This window comes from Pseudooceanicola profundus (assembly GCF_054919315.1).
Genome location: NZ_CM142898.1, coordinates 1,435,854 through 1,460,470 on the forward strand (window position 1 = coordinate 1,435,854; position 24,617 = coordinate 1,460,470).

General features: G+C 67.9%; 23 protein-coding genes. 16 read left to right on the top strand and 7 right to left on the bottom strand.

Going from position 1 to position 24,617, the window contains the following annotated elements:
- The first annotated feature begins 105 nt into the window (after positions 1-105).
- The 8 genes from ACX9MO_RS06570 to ACX9MO_RS06605 all read left to right on the top strand — a co-directional run bounded on the left by ACX9MO_RS06570 (position 106) and on the right by ACX9MO_RS06605 (position 7,087).
- Positions 106-1,110 (top strand): TRAP transporter substrate-binding protein, encoded by a 1,005-nt coding sequence (locus ACX9MO_RS06570; RefSeq protein ID WP_222491108.1) that lies wholly within the window; start codon positions 106-108, stop codon positions 1,108-1,110.
- Positions 1,111-1,208: 98 nt separating this feature from the next.
- Entirely contained in the window at positions 1,209-1,706 is a 498-nt protein-coding gene (locus ACX9MO_RS06575) for a TRAP transporter small permease (protein WP_462213972.1), read from the top strand.
- Complete coding sequence (locus ACX9MO_RS06580) at positions 1,703-2,986, top strand: TRAP transporter large permease (protein ID WP_462213973.1); 1,284 nt, start codon at positions 1,703-1,705, stop codon at positions 2,984-2,986. The genes ACX9MO_RS06575 and ACX9MO_RS06580 overlap by 4 nt, the downstream gene beginning before the upstream one ends.
- A 12-nt stretch (positions 2,987-2,998) precedes the next feature.
- The gene (locus ACX9MO_RS06585; protein WP_462213974.1) at positions 2,999-3,841 is read left to right on the top strand and encodes a dihydroorotate dehydrogenase electron transfer subunit; all 843 of its coding nucleotides are present in this window, start codon (positions 2,999-3,001) and stop codon (positions 3,839-3,841) included.
- Positions 3,841-4,779 carry a dihydroorotate dehydrogenase gene (locus ACX9MO_RS06590; RefSeq protein ID WP_462213975.1) on the top strand — a complete coding sequence of 313 codons (939 nt, stop codon included), beginning with the start codon at positions 3,841-3,843 and terminating at the stop codon, positions 4,777-4,779. The genes ACX9MO_RS06585 and ACX9MO_RS06590 overlap by 1 nt, the downstream gene beginning before the upstream one ends.
- Positions 4,776-6,044 carry a hydantoinase/carbamoylase family amidase gene (locus ACX9MO_RS06595; protein ID WP_462213976.1) on the top strand — a complete coding sequence of 423 codons (1,269 nt, stop codon included), beginning with the start codon at positions 4,776-4,778 and terminating at the stop codon, positions 6,042-6,044. The genes ACX9MO_RS06590 and ACX9MO_RS06595 overlap by 4 nt, the downstream gene beginning before the upstream one ends.
- Positions 6,041-6,751 carry an orotate phosphoribosyltransferase gene (locus tag ACX9MO_RS06600; protein ID WP_261398023.1) on the top strand — a complete coding sequence of 237 codons (711 nt, stop codon included), beginning with the start codon at positions 6,041-6,043 and terminating at the stop codon, positions 6,749-6,751. The genes ACX9MO_RS06595 and ACX9MO_RS06600 overlap by 4 nt, the downstream gene beginning before the upstream one ends.
- 15 nt (positions 6,752-6,766) lie before the next feature.
- The gene (locus ACX9MO_RS06605) at positions 6,767-7,087 is read left to right on the top strand and encodes a hypothetical protein (protein WP_222491102.1); all 321 of its coding nucleotides are present in this window, start codon (positions 6,767-6,769) and stop codon (positions 7,085-7,087) included.
- 370 nt (positions 7,088-7,457) lie between these two features.
- Here the strand turns inward: ACX9MO_RS06605 and ACX9MO_RS06610 are convergent, their stop codons facing one another.
- On the bottom strand, positions 7,458-8,534 hold the full coding sequence (locus ACX9MO_RS06610) for a TRAP transporter substrate-binding protein (RefSeq protein WP_462213977.1): 1,077 nt from the start codon (positions 8,532-8,534) through the stop codon (positions 7,458-7,460).
- A 660-nt stretch (positions 8,535-9,194) separates the two neighbouring features.
- Here ACX9MO_RS06610 and ACX9MO_RS06615 point away from each other — a divergent pair.
- Genes ACX9MO_RS06615 through ACX9MO_RS06625 form a run of 3 tightly spaced genes read left to right on the top strand, consistent with a single transcriptional unit; the run spans position 9,195 to position 13,035 of the window.
- Entirely contained in the window at positions 9,195-9,896 is a 702-nt protein-coding gene (locus ACX9MO_RS06615) for a gluconate 2-dehydrogenase subunit 3 family protein (RefSeq protein ID WP_462213978.1), read from the top strand.
- A gap of 2 nt (positions 9,897-9,898) precedes the next feature.
- A complete protein-coding gene (locus ACX9MO_RS06620) occupies positions 9,899-11,668 on the top strand; it encodes a GMC family oxidoreductase (protein ID WP_462213979.1) in 1,770 nt (589 codons plus the stop codon).
- 11 nt (positions 11,669-11,679) lie between these two features.
- Positions 11,680-13,035, top strand: a complete 1,356-nt coding sequence (locus ACX9MO_RS06625) for a c-type cytochrome (RefSeq protein WP_462213980.1) — start codon at positions 11,680-11,682, stop codon at positions 13,033-13,035.
- 153 nt (positions 13,036-13,188) lie between these two features.
- Here ACX9MO_RS06625 and ACX9MO_RS06630 read toward each other — a convergent pair whose 3' ends face one another.
- Positions 13,189-13,773, bottom strand: a complete 585-nt coding sequence (locus ACX9MO_RS06630; RefSeq protein WP_462213981.1) for a protein-tyrosine phosphatase family protein — start codon at positions 13,771-13,773, stop codon at positions 13,189-13,191.
- A gap of 291 nt (positions 13,774-14,064) precedes the next feature.
- Positions 14,065-15,021, bottom strand: coding sequence for an acetamidase/formamidase family protein (locus tag ACX9MO_RS06635; protein WP_222491096.1), 957 nt, complete (start codon positions 15,019-15,021; stop codon positions 14,065-14,067).
- A gap of 204 nt (positions 15,022-15,225) precedes the next feature.
- Here ACX9MO_RS06635 and ACX9MO_RS06640 point away from each other — a divergent pair, with 204 nt between their 5' ends.
- Positions 15,226-15,738, top strand: a complete 513-nt coding sequence (locus tag ACX9MO_RS06640; RefSeq protein ID WP_222491095.1) for a winged helix DNA-binding protein — start codon at positions 15,226-15,228, stop codon at positions 15,736-15,738.
- Between the two features lie 176 nt (positions 15,739-15,914).
- Here the strand turns inward: ACX9MO_RS06640 and ACX9MO_RS06645 are convergent, their stop codons facing one another.
- The 3 genes from ACX9MO_RS06645 to ACX9MO_RS06655 all read right to left on the bottom strand — a co-directional run bounded on the left by ACX9MO_RS06645 (position 15,915) and on the right by ACX9MO_RS06655 (position 18,968).
- Positions 15,915-17,216, bottom strand: a complete 1,302-nt coding sequence (locus tag ACX9MO_RS06645) for a TRAP transporter large permease (RefSeq protein ID WP_462213982.1) — start codon at positions 17,214-17,216, stop codon at positions 15,915-15,917.
- A 12-nt stretch (positions 17,217-17,228) separates the two neighbouring features.
- Positions 17,229-17,753 carry a TRAP transporter small permease gene (locus tag ACX9MO_RS06650; protein ID WP_222491093.1) on the bottom strand — a complete coding sequence of 175 codons (525 nt, stop codon included), beginning with the start codon at positions 17,751-17,753 and terminating at the stop codon, positions 17,229-17,231.
- 249 nt (positions 17,754-18,002) lie between these two features.
- A complete protein-coding gene (locus tag ACX9MO_RS06655) occupies positions 18,003-18,968 on the bottom strand; it encodes a TRAP transporter substrate-binding protein (RefSeq protein WP_462213983.1) in 966 nt (321 codons plus the stop codon).
- 183 nt (positions 18,969-19,151) lie between these two features.
- Between ACX9MO_RS06655 and ACX9MO_RS06660 the strand changes: the two genes are divergently transcribed.
- The 4 genes from ACX9MO_RS06660 (at position 19,152) to ACX9MO_RS06675 (ending at position 22,623) form a co-directional block, all read left to right on the top strand.
- Positions 19,152-19,922, top strand: a complete 771-nt coding sequence (locus tag ACX9MO_RS06660; RefSeq protein WP_462213984.1) for a 5-oxoprolinase subunit B family protein — start codon at positions 19,152-19,154, stop codon at positions 19,920-19,922.
- Positions 19,919-20,938 carry a 5-oxoprolinase subunit C family protein gene (locus ACX9MO_RS06665; RefSeq protein ID WP_462213985.1) on the top strand — a complete coding sequence of 340 codons (1,020 nt, stop codon included), beginning with the start codon at positions 19,919-19,921 and terminating at the stop codon, positions 20,936-20,938. Before ACX9MO_RS06660 ends, ACX9MO_RS06665 begins: the two co-directional genes overlap by 4 nt.
- Positions 20,939-20,940: 2 nt before the next feature.
- Entirely contained in the window at positions 20,941-21,696 is a 756-nt protein-coding gene (locus ACX9MO_RS06670; RefSeq protein ID WP_462213986.1) for a LamB/YcsF family protein, read from the top strand.
- A 159-nt stretch (positions 21,697-21,855) separates the two neighbouring features.
- A complete protein-coding gene (locus ACX9MO_RS06675; protein WP_222491088.1) occupies positions 21,856-22,623 on the top strand; it encodes a 3-hydroxyacyl-CoA dehydrogenase in 768 nt (255 codons plus the stop codon).
- Between the two features lie 54 nt (positions 22,624-22,677).
- Here ACX9MO_RS06675 and ACX9MO_RS06680 read toward each other — a convergent pair whose 3' ends face one another.
- On the bottom strand, positions 22,678-24,315 hold the full coding sequence (locus ACX9MO_RS06680; protein WP_462213987.1) for an MFS transporter: 1,638 nt from the start codon (positions 24,313-24,315) through the stop codon (positions 22,678-22,680).
- Positions 24,316-24,617 lie beyond the last annotated feature (302 nt).

The following is a 24,617-nucleotide window of genomic DNA, read 5'->3' on the forward strand; positions in this document are numbered from 1 at the left end:
GCTTGCGCTGCCGTCTCATTTTTGAGATTTTCCCCATTGACGAAGGACACGCTAGAGTGAACGCTCAGGCATCCATCGCAACAAGGGACCCTTGGGGAGCGTATAATGAAAACCACCTCCATCCTCTTCGCCGCCGTCGCGGCAACTGGCCTCGGCTTCGCCGCACCTGCCATGGCGCAGGACTACGTCGCGAAGATCGGCCATCTCGAATCCACCCAGCAGAGCCGCCACATCCACCTCGAGAAGGTCGCGGAACTGGTGAAGGAGCGCACCGAAGGCGCCGTCGAATTCCAGATCTTCCCGCAGGGCCAGCTGGGCAACCAGCGCCAGATGAACGAAGGCGTGCAGCTCGGCACGATGGAGGCCACCGTCGCCCCAGCCGCCTTCCTCGGCGGCTTCAACCCGCTGGTGTCGATCCTCGACGTGCCCTACCTGATCCCCGAGGACGCCGAGGCCGCCGCCGCCCTGCGCGACGGTCCCTTCGGTCAGGCGCTGCTCGACAGCTTCTCGGACAAGGGCCTCGTCGCGATCGAGCTCTGGCCGAACGGCAAGAAGCAGTTCACCTCGAACAAGCCGCTCGACTCGATCTCCGATTTCTCGGGCCAGAAGTTCCGCGTCATGGACAGCTCGATCCTGATCGAACAGTTCAACGCGCTTGGCGCCTCCGCCATCGCCCTGCCCTTCGGCGAGCTCTACACCTCGCTTCAGACCGGCGTCGTGGACGGCGAGGAAAACCCGCTCGACACCATCCGCGCGATGAAGTTCTACGAAGTGCAGAAATACCTCGTCGTCTCCGATCACGGCGCGATGGAGGATGTCGTCCTCTTCAACCCGATGTTCTGGGAAAGCCTGCCGGACGACTACAAGACCATCATCACCGATGCCTTCGCCGAAGTGATCCCCGAGATGACCGCCCACAAGGCCGCGGCCGTCGAAGCCTCGCTGGACGCCATCAAGGACGCCGGCACCAACGTCCGCGTCGCGGATGAGGCAGAGCGCGCCGCCTTCCGCGAACAGATGTTCGGCCCGGCCTCCGAGGCCTATGTCGCCAAGACCGGCGAAGCCGGCCAGAAGCTGCTCGACATCTACATGGAAGAAACCGCCAAGTAAGCGGCCCCCGAAAATCTCCCCGTCCCGCCTTCGGGCGGGCCGACTTGCCCGGGCCGGCATTGCCCCGCGCCCGGGTCCTTTGTTTCAGAGGAGTTCTCATGCAAGCCCTCCGCCTTCTCCGGGTGATCGAACGCAGCGTGCTGGTCACGCTCTTCCTCACCATGGTGCTGCTCTACACCGGTTCCGTGATCACGCGGGAAATCGGCGGCACCTTCGCAAGCCGCTTCGCCTGGATCGAAGAGGCCGTACGCTTGATGAACCTCTTCCTCGTCTTCCTTGCCCTCGGCCTCGCGCTGGAGCGCGGCAAGCACGTCGGCATCACCAACCTGCGCGAGAAGCTGCCCGACCACCTGCACAAGCTGGTGCAGCGCAGCATCGACGTGGTTGGGGTCGTCTTCAGCCTCTACGTCGCATGGCTGGGCTGGGGCCTCGTGCAGTTCGTGCTGAAAACCGGCCAGAGCTCGCCCACGCTGGGCGTGCCCATGGGCTACATCTACATCGCGCCGGTGGTGGGCTTCGTCCTGCTGGCGCTGCGTTACGGCCTCAGCCTCTTCGGCGTGATCGACCGCTTTGCGCCGCAGGAGTCCGACGCATGATCCTCACCCTGATTATCCTCCTCGCGGTGGTCCTGCTGGCCTCCGGTTTCGAGATGCTGCTGGTGCTGGGTGTGCCTGCGCTCGCCTACAAGGAAGCCTTCTACGGCAAGCTGCCCGATGCGGCGGTGGTGCAGAAGATCGTGGGCGGCATCGACCATTCCACCCTGCTGGCGATCCCCTTCTTCATCTTCGCCGCGAACCTCATGGGCTCGGGTCAGATCGCACGCCAGCTGGTCGGCGTGGTGAAGGCCCTACTGGGCCACACCCGCGGCGGCATCGGTCACGTGGTCGTCGGCGGCTCGATGGCCTTCGGCTCGGTCTCGGGCTCGGCACCTGCCACCGTCGCCGCCATGGGCCGCATGGTCTATCCCGAGATGCGCGCGGCAGGCTATTCCGACAAGTTCTCCCTCGGCCTGCTGGTCGCCAGCGCCGAGACCGCCCTGCTGATCCCGCCCTCGATCACGCTGATCGTCTATGGCTGGATCACCGGCACCTCGATCTCGCAACTCTTCGCGGGCGGCCTCGCCGTGGGCGTCGTCCTCGGCATCGCCTTCTCGGTCTTCGTGCACCTGCAGGCCATCAAGGACGGCGTGGAGCCGGGCCCGAAACTGCCGTGGTCCGCGCGCTTCCGCGCCATGTGGGATGCGAAATGGGCGCTCGGCATGCCGGTGATCATCCTCGGCGGCATCTACTCGGGCGTCATCACGCCCACCGAGGCGGCCGCCGTCAGCGTGGTCTACGCGATCCTCGTGGAAATGATCGTCTTCCGCAGCCTCGACCTGAAGGGCCTCTTCAAGATCACCGAGGACAGCGCGATCAACACCGCGATCATCTTCGTGCTGCTGGCCATGGGCGGGCTGATCTCCTTCTTCGTCACGCTGGCGCAGGTGCCCAACTCGATCATCTCCTTCCTCGACGCGGCGGACGCCGGGCGGATCACCTTCCTGATCGCGGTCAACGTCTGCTTCTTCATCGCGGGGATGTTCGTCGATCCGAACTCCACCATGCTGGTGCTGGTGCCGCCGCTCTACCCGGTCGCGCTCAGCTTCGGGATCGACCCGGTGCACTTCGGCATGATCGTCACCCTGAACGTCTGCCTCGGCATGATCACACCGCCCTTCGGGCTCGACATCTTCGTCGCTTCCTCGACGCTAGGGCGCCCGGTGGCGCAGATCATCGCCGGTGTCTGGCCCTTCGTTCTGGTGAACCTGATCGTCCTGCTGCTGATCACCTACATCCCGCAAATCTCGCTCTTCGTGCCGCGCCTCTTCTTCGGCTGAGAAAGGTCCAAAATGTCCCTGTCTCCCACGATCCTCTCGGTGCCTGCGCCCGAGGGCCTGAGCGCCCGTTGCCTCGAGGCAAGCGCCGTCGTCGTCTCCAACACCCCTGTGAACGGCGAATATCGCCTGCTGGTGCTGGACGCGCCGCGCGAGGCGCTGAATTGCCAGCCGGGCCAGTTCTTCCAGCTGCTCTGCCCCGCGCCGGAGGGGGAGCATCCCTTCCTGCGCCGCCCGATGAGCATCTATGGCTATGACGCCGAGGCGGGCCGGCTCCAGTTCCTCTACAAGGTCGCAGGCGCCGGCACCCGGGGCCTTGCCACCCTGCGCGCGGGCGACAGCCTGAACGTGCTGGGGCCGCTGGGTCAGGGCTTCTCGATGCCCGAGGACTGGCAGAACCTGATGCTGGTGGCGCGCGGCGTGGGCCTTGCCACGCTGGCCCCGCTGGCGCGCGAGGCACAGGCCAGGGGACGCCGCCTCACCGCCATCTGCTCCGCCCGTCGGCCCGAACTGGCCATGTCGGTCGAGCTGTTCCGCGACTACGGCGCCGAGGTGATCGTGGTCCATGACGAGGATGGCTCCTCCACCCCCGAGGCACTGCGCCCGCTGATCGAGGCCCGGATCGCGGCAGGTCAGGTCGATGCCTTCTACACCTGCGGCTCCTCGCGCCTGTTACGTCTGTTGCAGGACCTTGGCCGCACCCACGGCATCCCCGGCGAGATCGCCATGGAACAGCAGATGGCCTGCGGTCTCGGCATGTGTCAGGCCTGCGTGCGCCCCTTCCGGGTGGGCGAGCGCGTGATCCAGCGCCGGGTCTGCCGCGAAGGCCCGGTCTTCCCCATTGCGGAGGCGATGTGATGAAGGACCTGATGACCCCCGACCTCTCGGCGCAGGTGGGCGCGCTGCGCCTTGCCAACCCGATCATGCCGGCCTCGGGCACCTTTTCCGAGGACCTCTCGGATGTCTTCGACCTCGATATCCTCGGCGCGCATGTCCTGAAAACGATCATGCACGGCAAGCGTGACGGCAATCCGACGCCCCGGGTCTGCGACCTTCAGGGCGGGATGCTGAACGCCATCGGCATTCCCTCCAAGGGGATCGAGGATTTCCGCGAGCGGATGCTGCCCTACTGGGCGCGCTACGGCGCACCGCTGGTGGTCTCGATCTCGGCCCATTCGATGGATGAATTCGCCCAACTCTGCGCCGAGGTCTCGCTGCCCGGCGTGGCGGCGATCGAGGCGAATATCTCCCGCCCCAACATCGAGGCCAACGGTCAGGCCTTCGCCATGCGCCCCGAGACGACCCAGGATGTCGTCACCCGGCTGCGCGCGGAAACCGACCTGCCCCTCTGGGCCAAGCTGACCCCCAACACCGGCGAGCCGGTCGAGGTCGCACTGGCCGCCGAGGCCGCGGGGGCCAATGCCCTCGTGGTGGCGAACACGGCGCTTGGCATGTCCATCGACATCAACACCCGACGGCCCAAGCTGGGCAATGTCATGGGCGGCATGTCCGGCCCGGCGATCAAACCCATCGCCCTGCGGATGACCTACCAGACCGCGCAGGCCTGCCGGATTCCCGTGATCGGCTGCGGCGGCATCGCCACGCTCGACGATGTGCTGGAGTTCCTAATCGCAGGGGCGGCCGCCGTTCAGGTGGGCACCGCGACCTTCCAGTCGCCCACCGTCATGGCGCGTCTCGTGGCAGAGCTTTCGGACTGGATGCAGGCACAGGGCGTCACCTCGCTGCCGCAGATCATCGGCACGGTCGAGGCCCCGGCAGAGGGGCTGCACGAATGAAGGACCTACAGGCCGATACCGCCCTCGCCTCGCTGGCGGAAGAGATCTTCGACGGCATCCGCGCGCTCTCGCCCGACGCCGCGGGCGTCAGCCGCCCGGCCTTTTCGGAGGTGGAGACAGCGACGCTCGACTGGCTGGCAGACTTCGCCCGCCGCAACGGGCTGGCGGTGGAGGAGGACGCGGGCCGCAACCTGCTCTTTTCCCTGCCCGAGGATGCAGAGGCCGAAAGCTGGGTGCTCATCGGCTCCCACGTGGACAGCGTGCCCATGGGCGGCAACTTCGACGGGCTCGCCGGGGTCGCGGCCGGGCTAATCGTGCTGATCCGCGCCGCCCGCACTGGCAGCCGCTTCCGCCGTCCGGTCAAATGCCTCGCCATGCGCGGCGAGGAAAGCGCGTGGTTCGGGGCCTGTTACCTCGGCTCCAAGATGCTGACCGGGTCGCTGCCTGCCGATGAACTCGCCGCCACCCACAAGGCCGACGCGCGCCCCCTGCGGGCGCATCTCGACGCGCTTGGCATCGACACCGCGCCGATCGCGGCCAACCAGCCGATCTGCGACCTGTCGAAGATCGAGGCCTATCTTGAGCTGCACATCGAACAGGGTCCATTGCTGGTCGAACGCAACATTCCCGCCGCGGTCGTCTCGGGCATCCGGGGCAACTTCCGCCACCGGCAGATCCGCTGCATCGGTCAGGCCGGTCACTCCGGCGCCGTGCCCCGCGCCTACCGGCACGACCCGGTGCTGGCCTTTGCCGAACTCATGCACCGGCTCGACGACACCTGGCGGCACCTGTCGCAGACCGGCCGCGACCTCGTGCTGACCTCGGGCATCGTGGGCACCGATCCCGCGCGCCACGCGATCTCGCGCATTCCCGATGAGCTGGCCTTCTCGCTCGACATCCGCTCGCAGGAGGTCGAGGTGCTGGACCAGATGCGCGCCTACCTGCGCGAGCAGATGGACGACATCGCCCGGTCGCGCGGCGTCAGCTTCGACACCGGCGCAGAGGTCGCCGTCGCCCCGGCGCTGATGAACCCGCAGATCATCGCAGGGCTGGAGGCGGCGATGACCCGCGCCACGGGCGATCATTTCACCATGGCCTCGGGCGGCGGACACGACGCGGCGATCTTTGCGCAGGCCGGGATTCCCGCGGGCATGGTCTTCGTGCGCAACCGCAACGGCAGCCACAACCCCGACGAGGCGATGGAGATCAGCGATTTCATGGTGGGCACGGCGGTGCTTTCCGCCTATCTGGAGGGCGAAGAATGACCGGACCCCTGCCCATGCCCCTCGCCCCCGAAACCCGACAGGATTTCGCCCGCCGCACCGCCCGCGCGCTGCTGGAGATCGGCGCCGTGGAACTGGCCGGCGAGCGGCCCTTTATCCTGTCCTCCGGCGTGGCGAGCCCGGTCTACATCAACGTGCGCAAGGTGATCTCGCACCCCGCGATCCGCGAGATGCTGATGCGCTTTGCCGTGGAGGTGCTGGACGCCGACATCGGCCGCGACCAGATCGACAGCATCGCGGGCGCGGAAACCGCCGGCATTCCCTTTGCCGCATGGATCGCCGCGATGACCGGCAAACCCATGCTCTACGTCCGCAAGCGCGCGCAGGGCTTCGGCCCCTCCGCGATGATCGAAGGCGAGGCCCGGCCCGGACAGCGCGTGCTGCTGGTGGAGGACCTGACCACGGACGGCGCCTCCAAGATCCGCTTCTGCGAGGCACTGCGGCAGGCCGACGTGCGGGTGCGCGACGTGATCATGCTGTTCCAGTATGACATCTTCCCCGAAACCCGCGCCGCCCTTGCCGACCACGGGCTGCGGCTGCATGCCCTTGCCACCTGGCGTGACATCCTTGCCGTCGCCAAGGAAGGCACATGGTTCACCCCCGAGGAACTGGACCGTATCGCCAGCTTCCTCGACGCGCCGCTGGACTGGTCCGCGGCCCACGGCGGCTCCCGCCGCTTGATCTTCTGACCAAAGGAATAGACAATGTTCACCTTCATTCTCGACACGCTCAAGGAGCAGGGCCGCAGCATTCTCGCCTACGAGGCGGTGGCCAAGAAGTCCTTCACCAAGGCCGTGGCCGAACCCCAGCACGCCGCTGCCTTCTACCTGATCGCCACCAGCGCCGAGAACTTTGCCGACCTGCACGAGCGGATGCCGATGTCGAAGCAGGATCTGGAACAGAGCTTCGAGGCCTTCCAGAAGGACATCGAGGCGCTGCAGGCGGCCTATGAGGCGGGTGAGCCCGAGACAATCCTCGCCGCGCTGAACCGCGTCGCCGCAGCCCGCGCCAGCACCCGCGTCTGATCCTGCTCGCCAGCCCCTTGCGGGCCCGACTGCCAGCCTGAGCCCGGCACCCCGGTCGCAGGCGAGAGGCAGGCGATCGGGCGGCCGCCCCCGACGGTGGCCCGGCCTCGGGGGCCCACTTCAGGCGCGCCCCTTGTGCCTGCGCCCCGCACAACTCTGCCGATGGATCGGCGGAGGGCATCCCCTGTCCTCCGCCGCCGTGCCACGCGGGACCGGCTGGAACGTCCTGTCCCGGGCACATCTCTTGCGGCGCCCTGCCCCTCGGGGCGGCGCCGAAGTCACGCAAGCCCGCACGGCACCACCGGTCCGGTTCGCGGCCCCCTCGCGCCCCTCCCCGTCCGGGCGGCGTCCGGGCGGCGTCCGGGCGACCTCACTCGTAGAGCGCGCCCGCCGCTTCCAGCCGGCGCTCCAGTCCGGCAAGTGCCACGTCGGGATCGACACCGGTCTGGTTCGCCACGTTCCTGCGCCAGCCCGCCATCAGCGGCGCAGTCGCCGCCTTCCACGCGTCGATCTCCTTCGGCGAGGGCCTGTAGGTCACGTGGCCCGGGCGTCCCTCCAGCACGGCGCGACCCTTGTGCTCTTCCGCCACCCAGCCTGCGGCCATGCGCTCCGACGCCTCCGGCGTGCAATGCCGGTCGATGACGGCGCGGTCCTCGGGGGCGAGCGCCTCGATCCGCGCGGCGTTCATCAGGATCGCAAAGGTCGAGCTGTAGAACGGCATATCCAGGTGATGGGTCAGCGTCCGGTCCAGCCCGAAGGTGACGAGACTGTCCCACGGTGCCGCGATCACCTCGACTGCGCCCTGCTCCAGCATCGCCTTCATCTCGGGCGCGGGAGCGAGGACAGCCTCGCCGCCGAGGTCGCGGATCAGTTCCACCATCGTGCCGTTGGCCGGACGCACGCTGCGACCCTTCAGGTCCTCCGGCGCACTCAGCGGGCCGGACATCGCGTGCAGCGTGCCGGGATCATGCTGGAAGACGAGGCAGGGATAGACGCCCGCCATCTCCTGCGGCGCGTAATCCGCGTACCATTGCTGGATGGCTTTCGAACCCGTCACCGCGTCCGAGACCAGCATCGGCATCTCGGTCAGGGACAGCAGCGGGAAGCGGCCCGGCGAATAGCCCTGGTTGATGAAGACGATGTCGGCACTGCCCTCGCGGGCCATGTCGTAATGCTCCGCCGCGCGGCCCAGTTGCTGCGCGGGATAGAGCGCCACCTCCAGGCGCCCGCCGCTCGCGCGTTCGATCGCCCGGGCCCAGGGGGTGAACCCATGGGTGACGAGCGGGTGGTCGGCGGGCAGCCAGTGCGACAGCGCCAGTTCGACGCGCGGCTTGGCGATATTGATCGGCTGTGGCAGCCCCTGCGCCCCGGCCCGGTCCGGGGCTGCGGCGGTTGCGGTAACGGCGAAAGCGAGGGCGGCAAGGCCCCCGGCCAGATCGCGGATCATCCGACGTCTCCTCCCTGTCGTGCGGGGCGCCCGCTCCACCGGGCTGCCCTGCGCCTGCTTCGGGCCCGTGGCCCCGGCGCCTCGCCCCGGGCCTCCCCGCCCGCGTCGTTTTGCCGTCTTCTCCTCCGGGGAAATACCCGTCTCCGCCCCCAGCCTAGACCGAAGCGCAGGGGAGCGGAACGGGTATTTTCGCAAGCCCTGCGCTGACGGACCTCTCCGCAGCCCGCCACGCGGCAGGCGCGTCGCTCGCGGGACAGATCGCGGGAACAGCGGTACGCTGGCCGGGCAGGTCCGGCCGGTGCCGCGCCGGTCTCTTTGTGATCGCAAACGCCGGTCTCTGGCCAATTTTTGTGATCACAAGCATCGAGAATTGTGTGCATCAGTACACAGTCATCCCGCACAGAGGGCCAACTTTGCCCTTGTGTGAGGGTAAATCCGTCAGCCATTCTGAAGGAAATCCTTCAGAATGACGCATTTTCTTCAGCATTTTGAGATGTCTTCACGATGCACGGGCGGCGACTCAGCCGTTATTCGCTGAAATCATAGCGGAAATGCACCTCTCCCCCCCGCCTTGCGCGTCATCTTGTCGCCGACTACGCGACAGATAGTCACTGCGCATCTCCGCGCAGACGCTCCCACCCAGATCGGCAGGACTACATTATGACCGACATTCCCGGACTCCCCAGCCGCCGGAGCTTCCTCAAAGCTTCCGCCGCCGGCATGGCACTGAGCGGGCTCGCACTGCCCGCCTCGGCGCAGAATGCGCCCTCTCCCGTGCCGCTTGACCAATACCAGCCCGAATATCTGACCGCAGATGAATGGGCCTTCGTGATGGCCGCGACCGCGCGGCTGATCCCCTCCGAGGGCGATGGCCCCGGCGCCCTCGAAGCCCGCGTTCCGGTCTTCATCGACCTCCAGCTGGCCGGTGACTACGGCACCGCCGACGACTGGTACATGGAAGGCCCCCACGACGCGAGCGCCGAACCGGCCCGCGGCTGGCAGACCCCGCTGAACCCGGCCGAGGTCTATCGTCAGGCGATCCCCGCCTTCAACGCTTGGTGCGAAGAGACCTATCAGGCCGAGTTCGCCGCGCTGGAACCCGCGCAGCAGGATGAAGCCCTGACCGCGCTCCAGAAGGGCGAGGTCGGCCTGCCCGCAGAGGTGCGTGATTTCTTCACCATCCTGCTCGCCAACACCAAGGAAGGCTACTTCGCGGACCCGCAATACGGCGGGAACTTCGAAATGCAGTCCTGGGTCTACATCGGCTTCCCGGGCGCGCGCGCCGCGTTCCGCGAATGGCCGACCCGGCACAACGTGAAATACCCGCTTGGTCCCGTCTCGATCAGCGGTGAAAGGGCATAAGAATGGCACGTCAGGAAAAGAAAAAGGACGTGGTCATCGTCGGCCTCGGCTGGACCGGCTCGATCGCAGGGATCGAACTGTGCCGCGAGGGCCTCGAAATCGTCGCGCTGGAGCGCGGCCATGACCAGAGCACCGTCCCCAACTTCGAGTACCCGCAACAGATCGACGAGCTGAAGTACGGCGTCCGTCTGAAGATGATGCAGAAGCCGTCGCAGCAGACGGTGACCGTGCGCCGCAACGACGGCGAAACGGCCCTGCCCTACCGCTCGCTCGGCTCCTTCCTGCCCGGCAACGGCGTCGGCGGCGCCGGCACGCACTGGAATGGCCTGAACTGGCGCCCCCAGCCCGAGGAACTGCGCCTGCGGTCCTACGTGGCCGAGAACTGGGGCGAAGAGATCATCCCCGAGGGCATGAACCTCGGCGATTATCCCGTCAGCTATGACGAGATGGAGCCCTTCTTCACCCACTTCGAGAAGGTGGCAGGGATTTCCGGCAAGGCCGGCAACCTGAACGGCGAGATCCAGGAGGGCGGCAACCCGTTCGAGGGCTGGCGGTCGGAAGACTACCCGATGCCCCCCACGGCGACGACCTACGACAGCTCGAAGTTCCAGGAGGCCTGCCTGGCCGCGGGCTACCATCCGTTCCCCGCCCCTGCCGGTATCGCCTCCACGGCCTATACCAACCCCTACGGGATGCAGATGGGCCCCTGCAACTTCTGCGGCTTCTGCGAGCGCTACGGCTGCTACCAGTACTCCAAGTCCTCGCCCCAGACGGCGATCCTGGACGCGCTGAAGATGCAGCCCAACTTCTCCTACCGGACCGAGTCCGAGGTGCTGCGCGTGGAACTGGCCGAAGACGGCAAGACCGCGACCGGCGTCACCTACTGGGACCACAAGGCCGGCGAAGAGGTCTTCCAGCCCGCCGACATCGTGATCCTGTCCAGCTACCAGCTGAACAACGTGCACCTGATGCTGCTCTCGGGTCTGGGCGAAGCCTACAACCCGCTGACCGGCATGGGCACGCTCGGCAAGAACTACGCCTACCAGATGAACGGTGGCGTCTCGATGTTCTTCAAGGACGAGAACTTCAACCCCTTCGTCGGCCACGGCGCGAACGGGATGTGCATCGACGACTTCTCGATCAACCAGAACGACTTCGGTGCGCTCGGCTTCATCGGGGGCTCCTACTGGCGTTCGGGCACCTTCAACGGTCAGCCGATCCGCAACATGCCGCTGCCCAAGGGCACGCCGTCGTGGGGCGCAGGCTGGAAGGAAGGCATCGGCGAGTGGTACGGCCACGCCATGTCGATCGGGTCGCACGGCTCGCACATGTCCTATGCCAACAACCACCTCGACCTCGATCCGACCTACAAGGACAAGCATGGCCGTCCGCTGATGCGGATGACGTTCAACTGGCAGGACAATGACCTGAAGATGAACCAGTACATGAAGTCCCAGATGGAGCCGCTCGCGGCCTCCCTGAACCCGGACGTCATGCAGTCGGGCTTCAAGGGCATCGGCGCGCAATATGACGTGCGCCCGTACCAGACCACGCACAACACCGGCGGCCACATCATGTCGGCGAACCCGACCGAAGGCGCGGTGAACAAGTTCAGCCAGACCTGGAAGGCGCACAACGTCTTCGCCATGGGCGCCGGCAACTTCGTGCAGAACACCCAGTACAACCCCACCGGCCTCGTCGGCGGCTTGGCCTACCACACGGTCAACGCCATCCGGACGCAGTACCTGTCCAACCCGCGTCCGCTGGTCTGAGGAGAGCGTAGATGAAAACTTTTCTCCGTATCATTGCCGGGCTGGTGGTTCTGGGCGTCGTCGCCCTGCTGGCCTTCATCTTCGTGCCGGTGCAGCGTAGCGCACCGGCGACCGATCTGGCCGCCGACTGGCAGCCGGAACCCGGTCAGGGCGAATACGTGATGCATGCCTCGGACTGCGTGGCCTGCCACACCTCCGGCGAGGGCGAGAGCATGGCCGGTGGCCGCGCCATCGCCAGCCCCATGGGCACGATCTGGTCGACCAACATCACCCCCGACAAGGACACCGGCATCGGCAACTGGTCCTATGCCGATTTCCGTGGCGCGATGGTGGACGGCGTGACCCCGAACGGCACGCACCTCTACCCCGCGATGCCCTACGAGAACTATCGCCTGATGAAGGAAGAGGACCTGCGCGCCCTCTACGACTACATCATGACCGAGGTTCCCGCGGTGTCGAACAAGGTGGAAGAGACCAAGCTCTCCTTCCCGTTCAACCTGCGCTTCGGCATCCGGGCGTGGAACTGGCTGGCGCTCACCCATGAGCCGGGCTTCACCCCCACCAGTTCGACCGAAGCCGAGACCCGTGGCCAGTACCTCGTCGAAGGGCCGGGCCACTGCGCGGCCTGCCACAGCCCGCGCACGGCCTTCATGTCACAGGACGGCATCACCGCTTCGGACGAGAGCTTCCTCACCGGCGGCGTGATCGACGGCTGGAACGCGCCCGCCCTGCGCGGTGCCGAGTCCGCGCCCCAGCAGTGGAGCACGGAAGAGCTGGCGCTCTACCTCGCCACCGGCCGCAACGCGCATTCCGCCGCCAACGGCGAAATGGGTCTCGTGGTCGAGCATTCGCTCCAGTACCTGACGGACGAGGACAACATCGCCATGGCGGCGTTCCTCAAGGGGATCGACGGCGCTGACGTGGACCTGCCGGACACCATCGCAGCGGCCGACCACCGCTCTATGGAGCCGGCCCCGGCAGATGCCGCAGGCGAGGCAACGGCCACGATGCTGACCGAAGCCAACCCCGACATCTCGCTCGGTGCGCGTCTCTACCTCGACAACTGCTCGGCCTGCCACTTCGTGACCGGCAAGGGCGCGCCCGAGATCTTCCCGGAACTGGCGCACAACGCGCTTGTCACCGGGTCGGAGACCAAGCCGCTGATCTCGGTCATCCTGAACGGCGCCGAAGTGCCCGGCACCGCCAAGCGCCCGATGACGCTGCGGATGCAGGGTTACGCCGACCGCCTGTCCGATGACGAGGTCGCGGAACTGGCCAGCTTCGTCCGCTCCGCATGGGGCAACGATGCCGGGGCCGTCACCGCAGCCGACGTGGCCGCCGTGCGCGCCGCAGGCGCCGGCCACTGAGCCAGCACCCCAGACCCTGAAACACGAAAAGGGGCCGCAAGAGCGGCCCCTTTTTCATATCCTCGTCCGTCTCTTCGACAGGCTCCGCCGCGACCCGCGCGGCTTCCGCCCTCAGCGGACGAAGCCCGTCCGCCCCGACGCCCGACACCCGCCTCAGGCTGGGGCACCGCCCGCACGCGCCCGCGCATCGAGCCAGGCCATCTGGCCCTCCGTCTCGATCGAATCCGGGAACTGCTCGCGCAGGGCAAGGATCGCCTCTCCCAGCGACAGGCCCCGGTCAATCAGCAGGCTGGCCGCGATCGTCCCGGACCGCCCCGCACCGTAGTGGCACGACAGCCCCAGGGTCCGCCCTTCGGCCAGCAGCGCCTCCACCTGCGGTGCAACCACCTGCCACTGCTCGGCGAACTCCTGCCCCGGGACGCCGTAGTCCCGGATCGGCAGATGGGCGAGAGGCAGGTCCCGCGCCGCCGCCGCCATGCGCAGCCCGTCAAAGGCGCCCTCAGGCAGTTCCGCCTCTTCCACCAGCACCACCAGCAGCCCGCAGTCAGCAAGTGCCGGGTGATCCAGCGTCGCCGCCAGCCGCTCCGGGTCCGCACCGGGGTGCCCCCCCGCCCCGATGGTCAGGCCGGGAAAGCCCATGGTCACGACACAGCCCCCGCCCGGCACCTCGATGCAGGTGCGGAGACTGGTGCTGGCGCGACGCTCGGCCGCTCGCTGGCTGTCGGTGAAGCGTTTCATCTGGGGACTTTCGCTGCAGGACTGGTAAACGGACACGGTGCCCCCGGGAGAGTTCGGGATGCGGAAAGATGCTGTATACAAGCATTTTCACCAATTCACAGGCATGATTTCGGCACGCCCGCCTATGCCGGCAGGCTTTTGCCGAATCTCCATGTTTTACTGGCTTGGGTGAGCGAAATCCTCGGAACGGCAACGAGACGTGCAAGAATGCCTCGGACACGGCCCCCGATCAGGGCGGCTGCGCCCGGTGAAAACGGACACAGCCGGCACCTCGCGATCACTTTCGCGGGTTCAGCCCCGCTTCAGCAGCGCCTTCCTGAGCCGCCCATGCACGCCCTTCTCCTGGTTGACGGACTGGGTCACCGCGAAATCCGCCGCGAGGGAACAGAGCTGGTAGGCTTCCGTCTCGGTGATATCGACATGCTCGCGGATCATGGCGATCATCTGGCGCAGGGCGATCTGGAGCGCGGTGTCTAGGCTCGCGTGGAAGCCCATCGAGATGATCTCCTCCGCCGTTTCCGCACGGGGGAAGTCGATCGGCGTCTCGCCCTTCTTCAGCACGTCGAAGGTGAAAGTCCCGGTCAGCGCCGTCTCAAGCGCGGTGATGCAGACCTCGCCATCGCCTTGGCAGCCGTGACCATCCCCGCAGGAGAAGAGACCGCCCTCGACATGGACCGGCAGGTAGAGCACCGAGCCCTCGGTCAGCAGCTTCAGGTCCATGTTGCCGCCATGCAGCCGCGGCTGGGTCGAGGCCAGCTCCCCCCACTCGGGCGGCGGGGCCACACCCATGACGCCGAAGAAGGGCTCCAGCGGCAGGGTCGCGCCCCAGGGCAGCTTGCCGGTCTTCGCCGCCCGGTCGATCGGGATCACCGTGGTCGCCTTGCCCGAGACGGGGAATTCTCCCGGCAGGGTGCCCGCGGTCGGCCGCACGATGTTGAAGCCCCAATCGGCGCCGAGGTCGATCTTCTCGATGGTGATCTTCAGCACGTCACCGGGCATTGCGCCCTTGATGGCCACAGGTCCCGTCAGCAGATGCGCGACCCGTGGCAGGTCGGCGGCGAGGATCGCCCGGTGGGTGTCGGTCACGGTCAGGCCGCTCTCCGGGGAGGGCAGGACCTCCTCCTTGCCGGACAGCGTCTCGATCACGATCCGGTCGCCCGCGTCGATCTCCTTCACCGGCGGCAGGTCGGACCAGAAGCGGCCCCAGTGGACAGTGTCGGGCGTGGCGGAAAGGCTGTGGTCGGTCATCGGGGGTCCTCTCGTTTGGTCGGGCAGAGCCTCCCCCCCAGCCCGGCGAAGGTAAAGCCCTAACCGTGGCCCGCGCCTGCGCCCTCACGCACTGCCTCAAATCCACGCGCCGCACCGCGACAGTTCGGGTTTCCATGGGCAAGACATTGAGAAATCGTTAGCATTACGGGAAGGTTATCGCAGGAATTGAACGGAGTGATCCCAATGGCTGCAGGTCAGCGCCGCATCGTCTCGTCCCAGCACCTCTCCGAGGGGCCCGCTGGCGAGGCCTCGGAATTCGAATTCGGGCTCACCATCGCCTACAACAGCTTTTCGCGCTGGATGCAGCGGTGCATGGCGGCGGCCGGCGGGGGCGAAATGTCACCGCTGGAGATCCTCGTGCTGCACAACACGAACCACCGCAACCGCGACAAGCGCCTCAACGACATCTGTTTCCTGCTGAACATCGAGGACAGCCACACCGTCACCTATGCCCTGCGCAAGCTGGTGAAGCTGGAGTTCCTGGAGGCGGAAAAGCGCGGCAAGGAGGTCTTCTACCGCACCTCCGAGAAGGGCCGCGCGCTGTGCGAAAGCTACCGCGCCGTGCGCGAGGACTGCCTGCTCGAACCGCTGCTGGACGGCAATATGGCGGGGGAAAAGCTCAGCGAGCTGGCTGCCGCGCTCCGGGTCCTGTCCGGCTACTACGATCAGGCCAGCCGCGCGGCCTCGTCGCTCTGAGGGCGACAGGTCTTGCCCCCTGGCCCGTCGGGGGATGCGACGCCCCCGGACTTTTCAAAAATTCCGGACCGGAAAATTCGAATTTTCCGGGGGGGGGGCGCGGGCCCTCTCCGCAGAGCCTCTCCCTCACCGCGGCCAAGAATTTTCCTTAAAATTCTTGGCCGCGGGCGGCGCGCTCAGTTCCCCATGGCCGAGGGCAGGAAGGTGACGATCCCGGGCACCAGCGTGATCAGCAGCACCGCAAGCAACAGCAGCCCGAAGAACGGCAGCGCCGCCTTGGCGATCTTCATGATGTTGGAGCCGGTCAGCCCCTGGATCACGAAGAGGTTGAACCCCACAGGCGGGGTGATCTGGCTCATCTCCACCACGAGAACGAGGTAGACGCCGAACCACAGCGGGTCGATCCCAGCGGCCTCGACCATGGGCAGGATGATCGACGTGGTCAGCACCACGACCGAGATCCCGTCGAGGAAGCAGCCCAGCACGATGAAGAACACCGTCAGCACCGCCAGCAGCGCATAGGAGGACAGGCCGAAGGTCCCGATCCAGGCGGCGAGGTTGCGCGGAATGCCGGTGAAGCCCATGGCAACCGAGAGCACCGCCGCACCCAGCAGGATGAAGGCGATCATCGCGCTTGTCCGCATGGCCGACATCAGCGCCTCGACGAAGTCGCTGCGGCTGAAGCTGCCGGTGCAGACCGCGAGGATCAGCGAGAAGAGCACGCCGACCGCCGCCGCATCCGTGGGCGAGGCCACGCCCGTGTAGATCGTCCCGATCACCCCGCCGATGAGCAGCACCACGGGCACGAGGCTGCGCGACGCGCGCAGTTTCTCCCGCAGGGAATACTGCGCCTCCTCCACCGGGATCAGACCCGGCGACATCCACGCGCGCAGCGCCACGTAGCCGCCGAAGAGCGCGACCAGCATGATCCCCGGCAGGATGCCCGCGATGAAGAGCCGGGCGATGGATTGCTCGGTCGCCACGCCGTAGACGATCAGGATCACCGATGGCGGGATCAGGAAGCCCAGCGTGGCCGAGCCCGCCAGCGTGCCGAGGATCAGGCTTTCGGGATAGCCGCGGCGGGTCAGTTCCGGCACGGACATCCGCCCGATGGTGGCCGCCGTGGCGGCGGAAGAGCCCGAGACGGCGGCGAAGATCGCGCAGCCCAGCACGTTGACATGCAGCAGCCGCCCCGGCGCGCGGGTCAGCCAGGGCGCCAGCCCGCTGAACATGTCCTTCGACAGGGACGATCGCAGCAGGATCTCCCCCATCAGGATGAAGAGCGGCAGCGCGGCCAGCGGCCAGCTGTGGCTGTGCCCCCAGAGCGTGGTGGCCAGCACCAGCCCCGTGGGCGCGTTGGTGAAGAAGGTCAGCCCCGCCAGCGCCACGACCAGCAGCGAGACGGCGACCCAGACACCGCTGGCCAGCAGCACCAGCAGAAGGCCGAGGAGGATCGAAAAGACAACGGGATCGGACATGTCAGGCGCGCCTCATTCGGTCGTGTCGTCGATCAGGACGGGACGGCGGGCCAGAAGGCTCTCCACCAGCCGGTCGAAGATCGAGAGGGTCAGAAGGATCAGCCCGACCACCATGACGATCTGGGGAATCCAGATCGGGATGGCGATCATCCCGGTGGACTTGTCGCCGTAGTGGTGGCTCTCCAGCAGCAGGGCGAGCGCGTACCACGCCGCGTAGGCCATGGCGCAGCCGGCAACCGCAAGCGCGAAGAGCTCCAGCATCCAGCGCCCGCCCGCCCCCATCCGCGACAGGAAGAGGTTCACCCGGATGTGCCCGCCGTGGCGGAAGGTCGGCGCGAGGGCGAGAAAGCTGGCCGCGGCCAGCATGTAGCCCGCGAAATCGGCATAGGAAGGGATCGTGTAGGACAGCGACGGCCCGCCGAGACGAGCCAGGATATTGAGCCCGACCTGCGCACTGACAAGCAGGCAGATCGCGAGGATCGACAGCGCGGCAAGCGCACCGGAGATCAGGTAGAGCGTATCGAGCAGGCGGCGCATGGCGGGGCCTCCCTGATGGGCTGGGGGAAAGGGGATACCGCCGCATCGGCCCGCATCACGCGGACGCTCTGACGCGCGGCGGCAGGGGACCTGTCGGAAGAGCCCTAGACCCGAGGCTCAGGGCCATCGGCGCAGGGTGACCCGACAGGGACGCACGAAGCAACGGCCCGGACCCTGCGGCGCAGATGGCCCGCGTATGGCCCGGCGATGGAGAACGGCCCGCCCCCGGAGGGACGGGCCGGACCCGGATCACTGTGCTTCGTAGGCCTCGAGGATCGCCAGCGCCTCGGGGCTGGCCTTCTCTTTCCACGATGCCAGCATCTGCGCACCGATCGCCTGAAGCCCCTCGGTCAATGCGGCGCTCGGGGCGGCGATGGTCATGCCGTTCTCCTGCATCTCGGCGGTCTTGGCCTCTGCCTCGGCCTTGGACATCTCCCAGCCGCGGGTCTCGGCCTCGGCGGCGGCGGCCAGCACGGCCTCCTGCACGTCGGCGCCCAGGCGGTCGAAGGCCCGCTGGTTCACCACGACGATGTTCTTGGGCACCCAGGCGTCGATCGGGGTGTAGGTGTCGACGAAGTCCCAGGCCTTGGAGTTGGCGCCGGTGGAGGGCGAGGTGATCATCGCCTCGACCTGGCCGGTGGTGAAGGCCTGCGGGATATCCGCGGCCTCGACCTGCACGGGCGCGGCCTTGGCGAGCGAGGCGAATTGCTCCAGCGCCGGGTTGTAGGCCCGGAACCGCAGACCGGCGAGATCATCGACGGTGGCGATTTCGCCGTTGGTGTAAAGCCCCTGCGCCGGCCACGCGACGGAGAAGAGCGGCTTGAGGCCCTGCTTGGCCAGCAGCTCCTCGATCACCGGCTTCTGGGCGGCCCAGAGGGTCTCGGCCTCGGCGTAGCTGGTGGCGAGGAAGGGCTGGCTGTCCATCCCGAAGGCGAGGTCCTCGTTCGCCAGCGTGGAGAGGAAGAACTCGCCCACCGGGACCTGGCCCGAGCGGACGGCGTTCTTGATCTCGCCGTGGGGGAAGAGCGAGCCCGCGGAATGCACCTCGATGGTGAGGCCGCCGTCTGTCGCCTCCGAGACGTCCTCGGCGAATTCGCGGATGTTCTGGGTGTGGAAGGTTGCATCGCCATAGGGGGTCGGCATGTCCCAGGTCTGGGCCTGGGCCGCAGTGGCGATCCCCATCGCGGCGGCGACGGTGAGCACGAACTTGTTCATCTTCATTCTCCTGTCGAAAGGGTGAAGTTGTCTTCACCTCGCTGTCATAACGTTGACAATTTGTCGGCATTTTGCATCATGTGTCAACGAAAACTTGGAAACCCGCGCCCAAGGCCCCTTCCACGATCAATCCGGAAGCCAATAAGAACAGGGCCGGGACCGACCGACAGGGTACAACAGATCATGTTCGACGACGTCTCCGCCATGACGGGCCGTGCAGAGCAGCAACCGGCCGAGATCCTGCCCCTCGGGCGGGATGGCTGGCTGGTGCGATTCGCGCTGACCGCCGCCCCCTGGGCGACCGCCGCGGCGCAGGTCCTCAACGACCGCGCACAGGCCGATCCGCCCGAAGGCGTGCTGCGGGTCATGCCCAGCCTGACCTCCGTCCTCTTTCGCTATGACCCCGAAACCACCGACCGGATCGCGCTGCGCGCCCGGATCGAGCGGTTGCTGGAGGGACGCGACTGGCGCGAGGCCACGCCCGAGCCGGCGGCCCGGGTCTGGCACATTCCCGTGGCCTTCGGTGGGGACCATGGCCCCGACCTCGACGCGGTCTCCGAGCTGTCGGGCCTCGCGGCGGAGGAGGTGATCCGCACCATCGTCGAGACGCCCCTGCGGGTCCTGGCCATCGGTTTTGCCCCCGGCCAGCCCTACCTCGGCCTGCTGCCCGAGGCGCTGGACCTGCCCCGCATGTCCAGCATCAACCCGCAGGTGCCCCGCGGGGCCATCGCCCTTGCCGTGCGTCAGCTCGTGCTTTTCCCCAATGCCTCGCCCACCGGCTGGCGGCAGGTCGGGCGCTGCGCCTTCCGCGCCTTCCGGCCCGAGGCAGAGGCCCCCGTGCCGCTGCGTGCCGGTGACGAGCTGCGGCTTGCCACCGTATCGGGCGGCGAGATGGACGGCCTTCTTGCGGCGGATGATCCGGAGGGCGGCGCCCGCTGCGAGATCCGCCGATGACCGCCACGCTCCTCATCCGCTCTGCCGGTCCGGGGGTCAGCGTTCAGGACACCGGGCGCCCGAACATGGCGCATATCGGCCTCTCGCGCGGTGGCGCGGCCGATCCCCTCGCCCTCCACGAGGCGGCGGCCCTGCTGGGCCTGCGCGCGCCCGCGGCGGCCATCGAGATGGCGGGCATGGGCGGCACCTTCGAGGTCGACGTGCCCATGCGCATCGCCCTGACCGGCGCCCCGATGAGGGCCCGCATCGATCAGCGCGACATACGCTGGAACGCCAGCCACCTGCTGGAACCCGGCCAGCGCCTGACCGTCGGCGCGGCAGAGGTCGGCACCTATGGCTATCTCACCCCCGCGGGCGGCATCGCGACCACGCCGCTTCTCGGCAGCCGCAGCACGCATCTGACCGCGGGCCTCGGCGCGCTGCTCAAAGACGGCGACCGCCTGCCCCTCGGAGCCGATCCCGCGCCCGAAACGCCCGCCATGGGCCTCATCCCCGAGGCACGGTTCACCGGCGGCACGGTGCGCTTCATCGAGGGGCCGCAGACCGGCCTCTTCGCCCCCGAGACGCTGGCGCGTTTCGAGGAAACGACCTTCACCCGCTCCGCCACCGCCAACCGGCAGGGCGTGCGGCTGGAGACCGAGGCCAAGCCCTTCGCGGCCGAGGTCACCTCGGGCCTGTCGTCGGATTTCATCCTAGAAGGCGATCTCCAGATGACCGGCGACGGGCAGCCCTACGTGCTGCTGGCGGAATGCCAGACCATCGGCGGCTACCCCCGCATCGGCACCGTCATCGGCCCCGACCTCGCCCGCGTGGCGCAGGCGCCGCTTGGCGCTCAGCTCCGCTTCCAGCGTATCGGGATCGACGAGGCGGACCGCCTCGCCGCCACCCATGCCGCGCGGCTCAAGACCCTGCGCCGATCGGCCAAGCCATTGGTGCGCGACCCGGCCAGCATTCCCGACCTGCTGGCCTATACATTGATCAGCGGCGTCACGGCCGGAAGAGAGCTGGAGGAGTGAACATGCTCAAGGTGGACCTGAATTCCGACATCGGCGAAGGCTTCGGCGACTGGACCAAGGGCGACGATGCCGCGCTGATGGAGGTGATTTCCTCGGCCAATATCGCCTGCGGCTTCCATGCCGGCGACCCGGACGTGATGGCCCGCACGATGCGGCTGGCGCTGGAGAACGGCGTGGGCATCGGGGCGCATCCCGGGTTCAACGACCTCAAGGGCTTCGGCCGGCGGCGCATCCCCATGAGCCACGCGGAACTGGCCAACATGGTGACCTACCAGCTGGGCGCGGCGCAGGCGATGGCCCGCGCCGCCGGGGGCGAGGTGCGCCACCTAAAGCTGCACGGGGCGCTGTCCAACATGTGCTCGGAAGACGCGGACATGGCCCGGGCCTGCTACGAGGCCGCGCTGAAGGTGCAGCCCGACGTCGTGATCATGGTGCTGGCCGCCACGGCGATGGAAGACGTGGTGCGCGACCTAGGCTGCAACTGGGCGGGCGAGATCTTTGCCGACCGCGCCTACAACGACGATAGCACGCTGGTGGCGCGCGGCCAGCCCGGCGCGGTGCTGCACGATCCGGAGGCGATCACGGCCCGCATCCTCGAGATGCTGAAGGCCGGCGCGATCATCACCGAAAGCGGCAAGCACATCCCGTGCCGGATCGACACGATCTGCCTGCATGGCGACACGCAGGGTGCTGTCGACATGGCCCGCGCCCTGCGCCGCGGGCTGGAGGCCGAGGGTGTCGAGATCGCCGGGCTCTGAGCCCCGCTGCACCGCCAGACAGGCCGTGCCGGGCCCGTGATCGGGTCCGGCACGCTGCGTTCCGGTCCCTGCGACATGCGCCGGAATTGATCCCTCCCGCCCCCGCCCCTATCACGGGAAGCAGGCGCCGCCCCCGCGCGGCAAGGGAGGACGAGACACATGCAACTTGAAGACAGGGTGATCCTGATCACCGGCGGGGCTTCGGGCCTCGGGGCCGCCGTGGCACAGATGGCAGTGGACGCCGGCGCGCGCGTGGTGCTGGCGGACATGAACGCCGAGGCGGGCGCCGCGCAACAGGCCGCGCTTGGCCCGCAGGCGCATTTCCAGCGCTGCGATGTCACCAGCGAGGCCGACGGTCAGGCCGCGGTCGCCGCCGCCCTCGACCGCTTCGGCCAACTCGACGCGCTGGTGAATTGCGCGGGCGTCGCCCCGGGCGAGAAGATCGTGGGCCGCGAGGGGCCGCACCGGCTGGAGAGCTTTGCCCGCGCGGTGCAGATCAACCTCGTCGGCACGTTCAACATGCTGCGGCTGGCCGCCGATGCCATGGCGAAGAACGCGCCCGGTGCCGATGGCGAACGGGGCGTGATCGTCAACACCGCCTCGATCGCGGCGCAGGACGGGCAGATCGGACAGGCAGCCTACGCGGCCTCCAAGGGGGGCGTCGCGGCGCTGACCCTGCCCGCCGCCCGCGAACTGGCACGCCATGGCATCCGCGTGGTGACCATCGCGCCGGGCATCTTCGGCACGCCGATGATGGCCGGTCTGCCGCAGGAGGTGCAGGACTCCCTCGGCGCCAGCGTGCCCTTCCCGGCCCGTCTCGGCGATCCGGCGGAATACGCGGCGCTGGCAAAACATATCCTCGAGAACCGGATGCTCAACGGCGAGGTGATCCGCCTCGACGGCGCCCTGCGCATGGCGCCGAAGTAACGCACCGGGAGGACGACCAACACGGCAGGCGCCCCGCCGGGCGCCGCGCGCGCCTCAGTGATGCGGCATCTCCGCCGAGGAGGGTTTCAGCGGCAGGTCCTCGTGCAGCGGCACGGCCTGCCGTTCGATCATCCGGTGGACCTGCGGACGCTCGGGCCCGCGGTGCAGCGCCTGCAACGCCTCGTAGCCTTCGAGGTCGGACTTGGTCCGCCGCGCGTTGTGGCGCAGGTAGTCGTTCCACGTCGCGACGTGGAAACGCTCGCGCCAGAGGTCCGGGTTCTCGAGGTCCCGCAGAAGCGACCAGTTCCGCGCCCCGTCCCGGATCCGCACCCGGCGACGGCGGTGGATCGCGGCGAGGAAATCATCCACGTCCTTCTCGTCGATGATATAGTCGATCATGATCACGATCGGGCCGGACCGCGCCCGCAGATCAAGCCGCAACTCCGGCTCGTGGAAGGTGTTGAGCGGATCGAGATCGACACCGCCGAACTCCCCCAGCCCGATCCAGCGCCCCACCAGCGCACCCAGCAGCAAAAGCGCACTGGCCAGCAGCAGGGCGACTGTGACGGAATGCGCCTCGGCGAAGAGGCCCCAGGTCCAGGCCCCCAGCGCCATGCCGCCGAAGGTGGCGGTCTGGTAGAAGGACAGCGCCCGCCCCACGACCCACCGCGGGGTCGAGAGCTGCACCGTCACGTTGAAGAGCGACAGCGCCAGCACCCAGCAGGCGCCCGAGATCAGCAGCCCTACCGCGGAGATCGCGATATGCGTCCCGGCAGAGAGGATCGCCATGCCCGCGGAGAACCCGAGGAAGGCCGCCACCACGATCTGCTCGTTGCGGTAGCGCGACCGGACCCGTCCGTTGATCATCACGCCGCCGATGGCCCCCAGCCCGAAGAAGCCGAGCAGCAGGCCATAGGTCAGCGCGGTGCCCTGCAGCATGTCCCGCGCCACCAGCGGCAGCAGCGCCATGGCCGAGGAGGCCGCGAAGCCGAAAAGGCAGCTGCGCGCCATCACCTTGACCAAGTGCGGCGACATCGACATGTAGCGCAGCCCGGCGCCAAGGGCCTGCGGCAGGGGTTCCCGCGGCAGGCGCTCGGCCTTCTTCTCGGGCTTCCAGAGCCAGAGCGCGAGGATGTTCGGCAGGTAGGTGACCGCGTTGAAGGCAAAGGCTGCCGCCGCCCCCGCCAGCGCCACCAGCAGGCCGCCGAGCGCGGGCCCGACCGACCGCATCAGGTTGAACCCCATCGAGTTGAGCGAGACCGCGGCCGAGAGGTTCTCGCGCCGGACGATGTCGCCCATGCTGGCCTGCCACGACGGGTTGTAGAGCGCCATGCCGCAGCCGATCGCGAAGGTGAAGGCCAGCAGGCCCCATGGCCCCAGCAGGTCCATGTAGGAACAGACCGCCAGCGCGATCGAGACCGCCAGCATGAAGAGCTGCGCGCTCATCAGGATGGTGCGGCGGTCGAAACTGTCGGCCAGAGCCCCCGACACCAGCGAGAAGACCATGATCGGCAGCGTGTTGGAGGCCTGTACCAGCGCCACCATGTCGGAGGTTCCGGCCAGCGAGGTCATCAGCCAGCCTGCGCCCACCATCTGCACCAGCCCGCCAAGGTTGGAGACCTGCGAGGCGAGCCAGAGCGACCGGAAGGTCGGATTCGCGAAGGGCGCGAAGGTGTTGCTCCTGGGTTCCATCGCGGGGCTCCGCTCGGCTGGCGCCCTGTGGGCGGCGTCGGAGGCATGGCATTGGCCCGGCGCAGGCCTGCCTCCCCCTCCCGCGCGAACAGATGCATAACGCACGTTTCTCGCGGACAACGCAATGGGGATGCAGGGTTTTTGCCGTGCGCTGCGCAGGGCATCGCGCAGGCAGGCGGAGGAGCGCCCTCCCTCGTATCGGCGGGGTGGCGTGAGATGGCGCCCGCGACACGGGCGGCCGCCCGGACAGAGCGGGCGCGGTCCGCCAACGTACGCAAGGGACCGGCGCGGGCCGACACAGG

Coding starts and splice junctions, on each gene's coding strand:
- ACX9MO_RS06570 (WP_222491108.1), top strand. CDS start 106: ATGAAAACCACCTCCATCCTCTTCGCCGCCGTCGCGGCAACTGGCCTC.
- ACX9MO_RS06575 (WP_462213972.1), top strand. CDS start 1,209: ATGCAAGCCCTCCGCCTTCTCCGGGTGATCGAACGCAGCGTGCTGGTC.
- ACX9MO_RS06580 (WP_462213973.1), top strand. CDS start 1,703: ATGATCCTCACCCTGATTATCCTCCTCGCGGTGGTCCTGCTGGCCTCC.
- ACX9MO_RS06585 (WP_462213974.1), top strand. CDS start 2,999: ATGTCCCTGTCTCCCACGATCCTCTCGGTGCCTGCGCCCGAGGGCCTG.
- ACX9MO_RS06590 (WP_462213975.1), top strand. CDS start 3,841: ATGAAGGACCTGATGACCCCCGACCTCTCGGCGCAGGTGGGCGCGCTG.
- ACX9MO_RS06595 (WP_462213976.1), top strand. CDS start 4,776: ATGAAGGACCTACAGGCCGATACCGCCCTCGCCTCGCTGGCGGAAGAG.
- ACX9MO_RS06600 (WP_261398023.1), top strand. CDS start 6,041: ATGACCGGACCCCTGCCCATGCCCCTCGCCCCCGAAACCCGACAGGAT.
- ACX9MO_RS06605 (WP_222491102.1), top strand. CDS start 6,767: ATGTTCACCTTCATTCTCGACACGCTCAAGGAGCAGGGCCGCAGCATT.
- ACX9MO_RS06610 (WP_462213977.1), bottom strand. CDS start 8,534: ATGATCCGCGATCTGGCCGGGGGCCTTGCCGCCCTCGCTTTCGCCGTT.
- ACX9MO_RS06615 (WP_462213978.1), top strand. CDS start 9,195: ATGACCGACATTCCCGGACTCCCCAGCCGCCGGAGCTTCCTCAAAGCT.
- ACX9MO_RS06620 (WP_462213979.1), top strand. CDS start 9,899: ATGGCACGTCAGGAAAAGAAAAAGGACGTGGTCATCGTCGGCCTCGGC.
- ACX9MO_RS06625 (WP_462213980.1), top strand. CDS start 11,680: ATGAAAACTTTTCTCCGTATCATTGCCGGGCTGGTGGTTCTGGGCGTC.
- ACX9MO_RS06630 (WP_462213981.1), bottom strand. CDS start 13,773: ATGAAACGCTTCACCGACAGCCAGCGAGCGGCCGAGCGTCGCGCCAGC.
- ACX9MO_RS06635 (WP_222491096.1), bottom strand. CDS start 15,021: ATGACCGACCACAGCCTTTCCGCCACGCCCGACACTGTCCACTGGGGC.
- ACX9MO_RS06640 (WP_222491095.1), top strand. CDS start 15,226: ATGGCTGCAGGTCAGCGCCGCATCGTCTCGTCCCAGCACCTCTCCGAG.
- ACX9MO_RS06645 (WP_462213982.1), bottom strand. CDS start 17,216: ATGTCCGATCCCGTTGTCTTTTCGATCCTCCTCGGCCTTCTGCTGGTG.
- ACX9MO_RS06650 (WP_222491093.1), bottom strand. CDS start 17,753: ATGCGCCGCCTGCTCGATACGCTCTACCTGATCTCCGGTGCGCTTGCC.
- ACX9MO_RS06655 (WP_462213983.1), bottom strand. CDS start 18,968: ATGAACAAGTTCGTGCTCACCGTCGCCGCCGCGATGGGGATCGCCACT.
- ACX9MO_RS06660 (WP_462213984.1), top strand. CDS start 19,152: ATGTTCGACGACGTCTCCGCCATGACGGGCCGTGCAGAGCAGCAACCG.
- ACX9MO_RS06665 (WP_462213985.1), top strand. CDS start 19,919: ATGACCGCCACGCTCCTCATCCGCTCTGCCGGTCCGGGGGTCAGCGTT.
- ACX9MO_RS06670 (WP_462213986.1), top strand. CDS start 20,941: ATGCTCAAGGTGGACCTGAATTCCGACATCGGCGAAGGCTTCGGCGAC.
- ACX9MO_RS06675 (WP_222491088.1), top strand. CDS start 21,856: ATGCAACTTGAAGACAGGGTGATCCTGATCACCGGCGGGGCTTCGGGC.
- ACX9MO_RS06680 (WP_462213987.1), bottom strand. CDS start 24,315: ATGGAACCCAGGAGCAACACCTTCGCGCCCTTCGCGAATCCGACCTTC.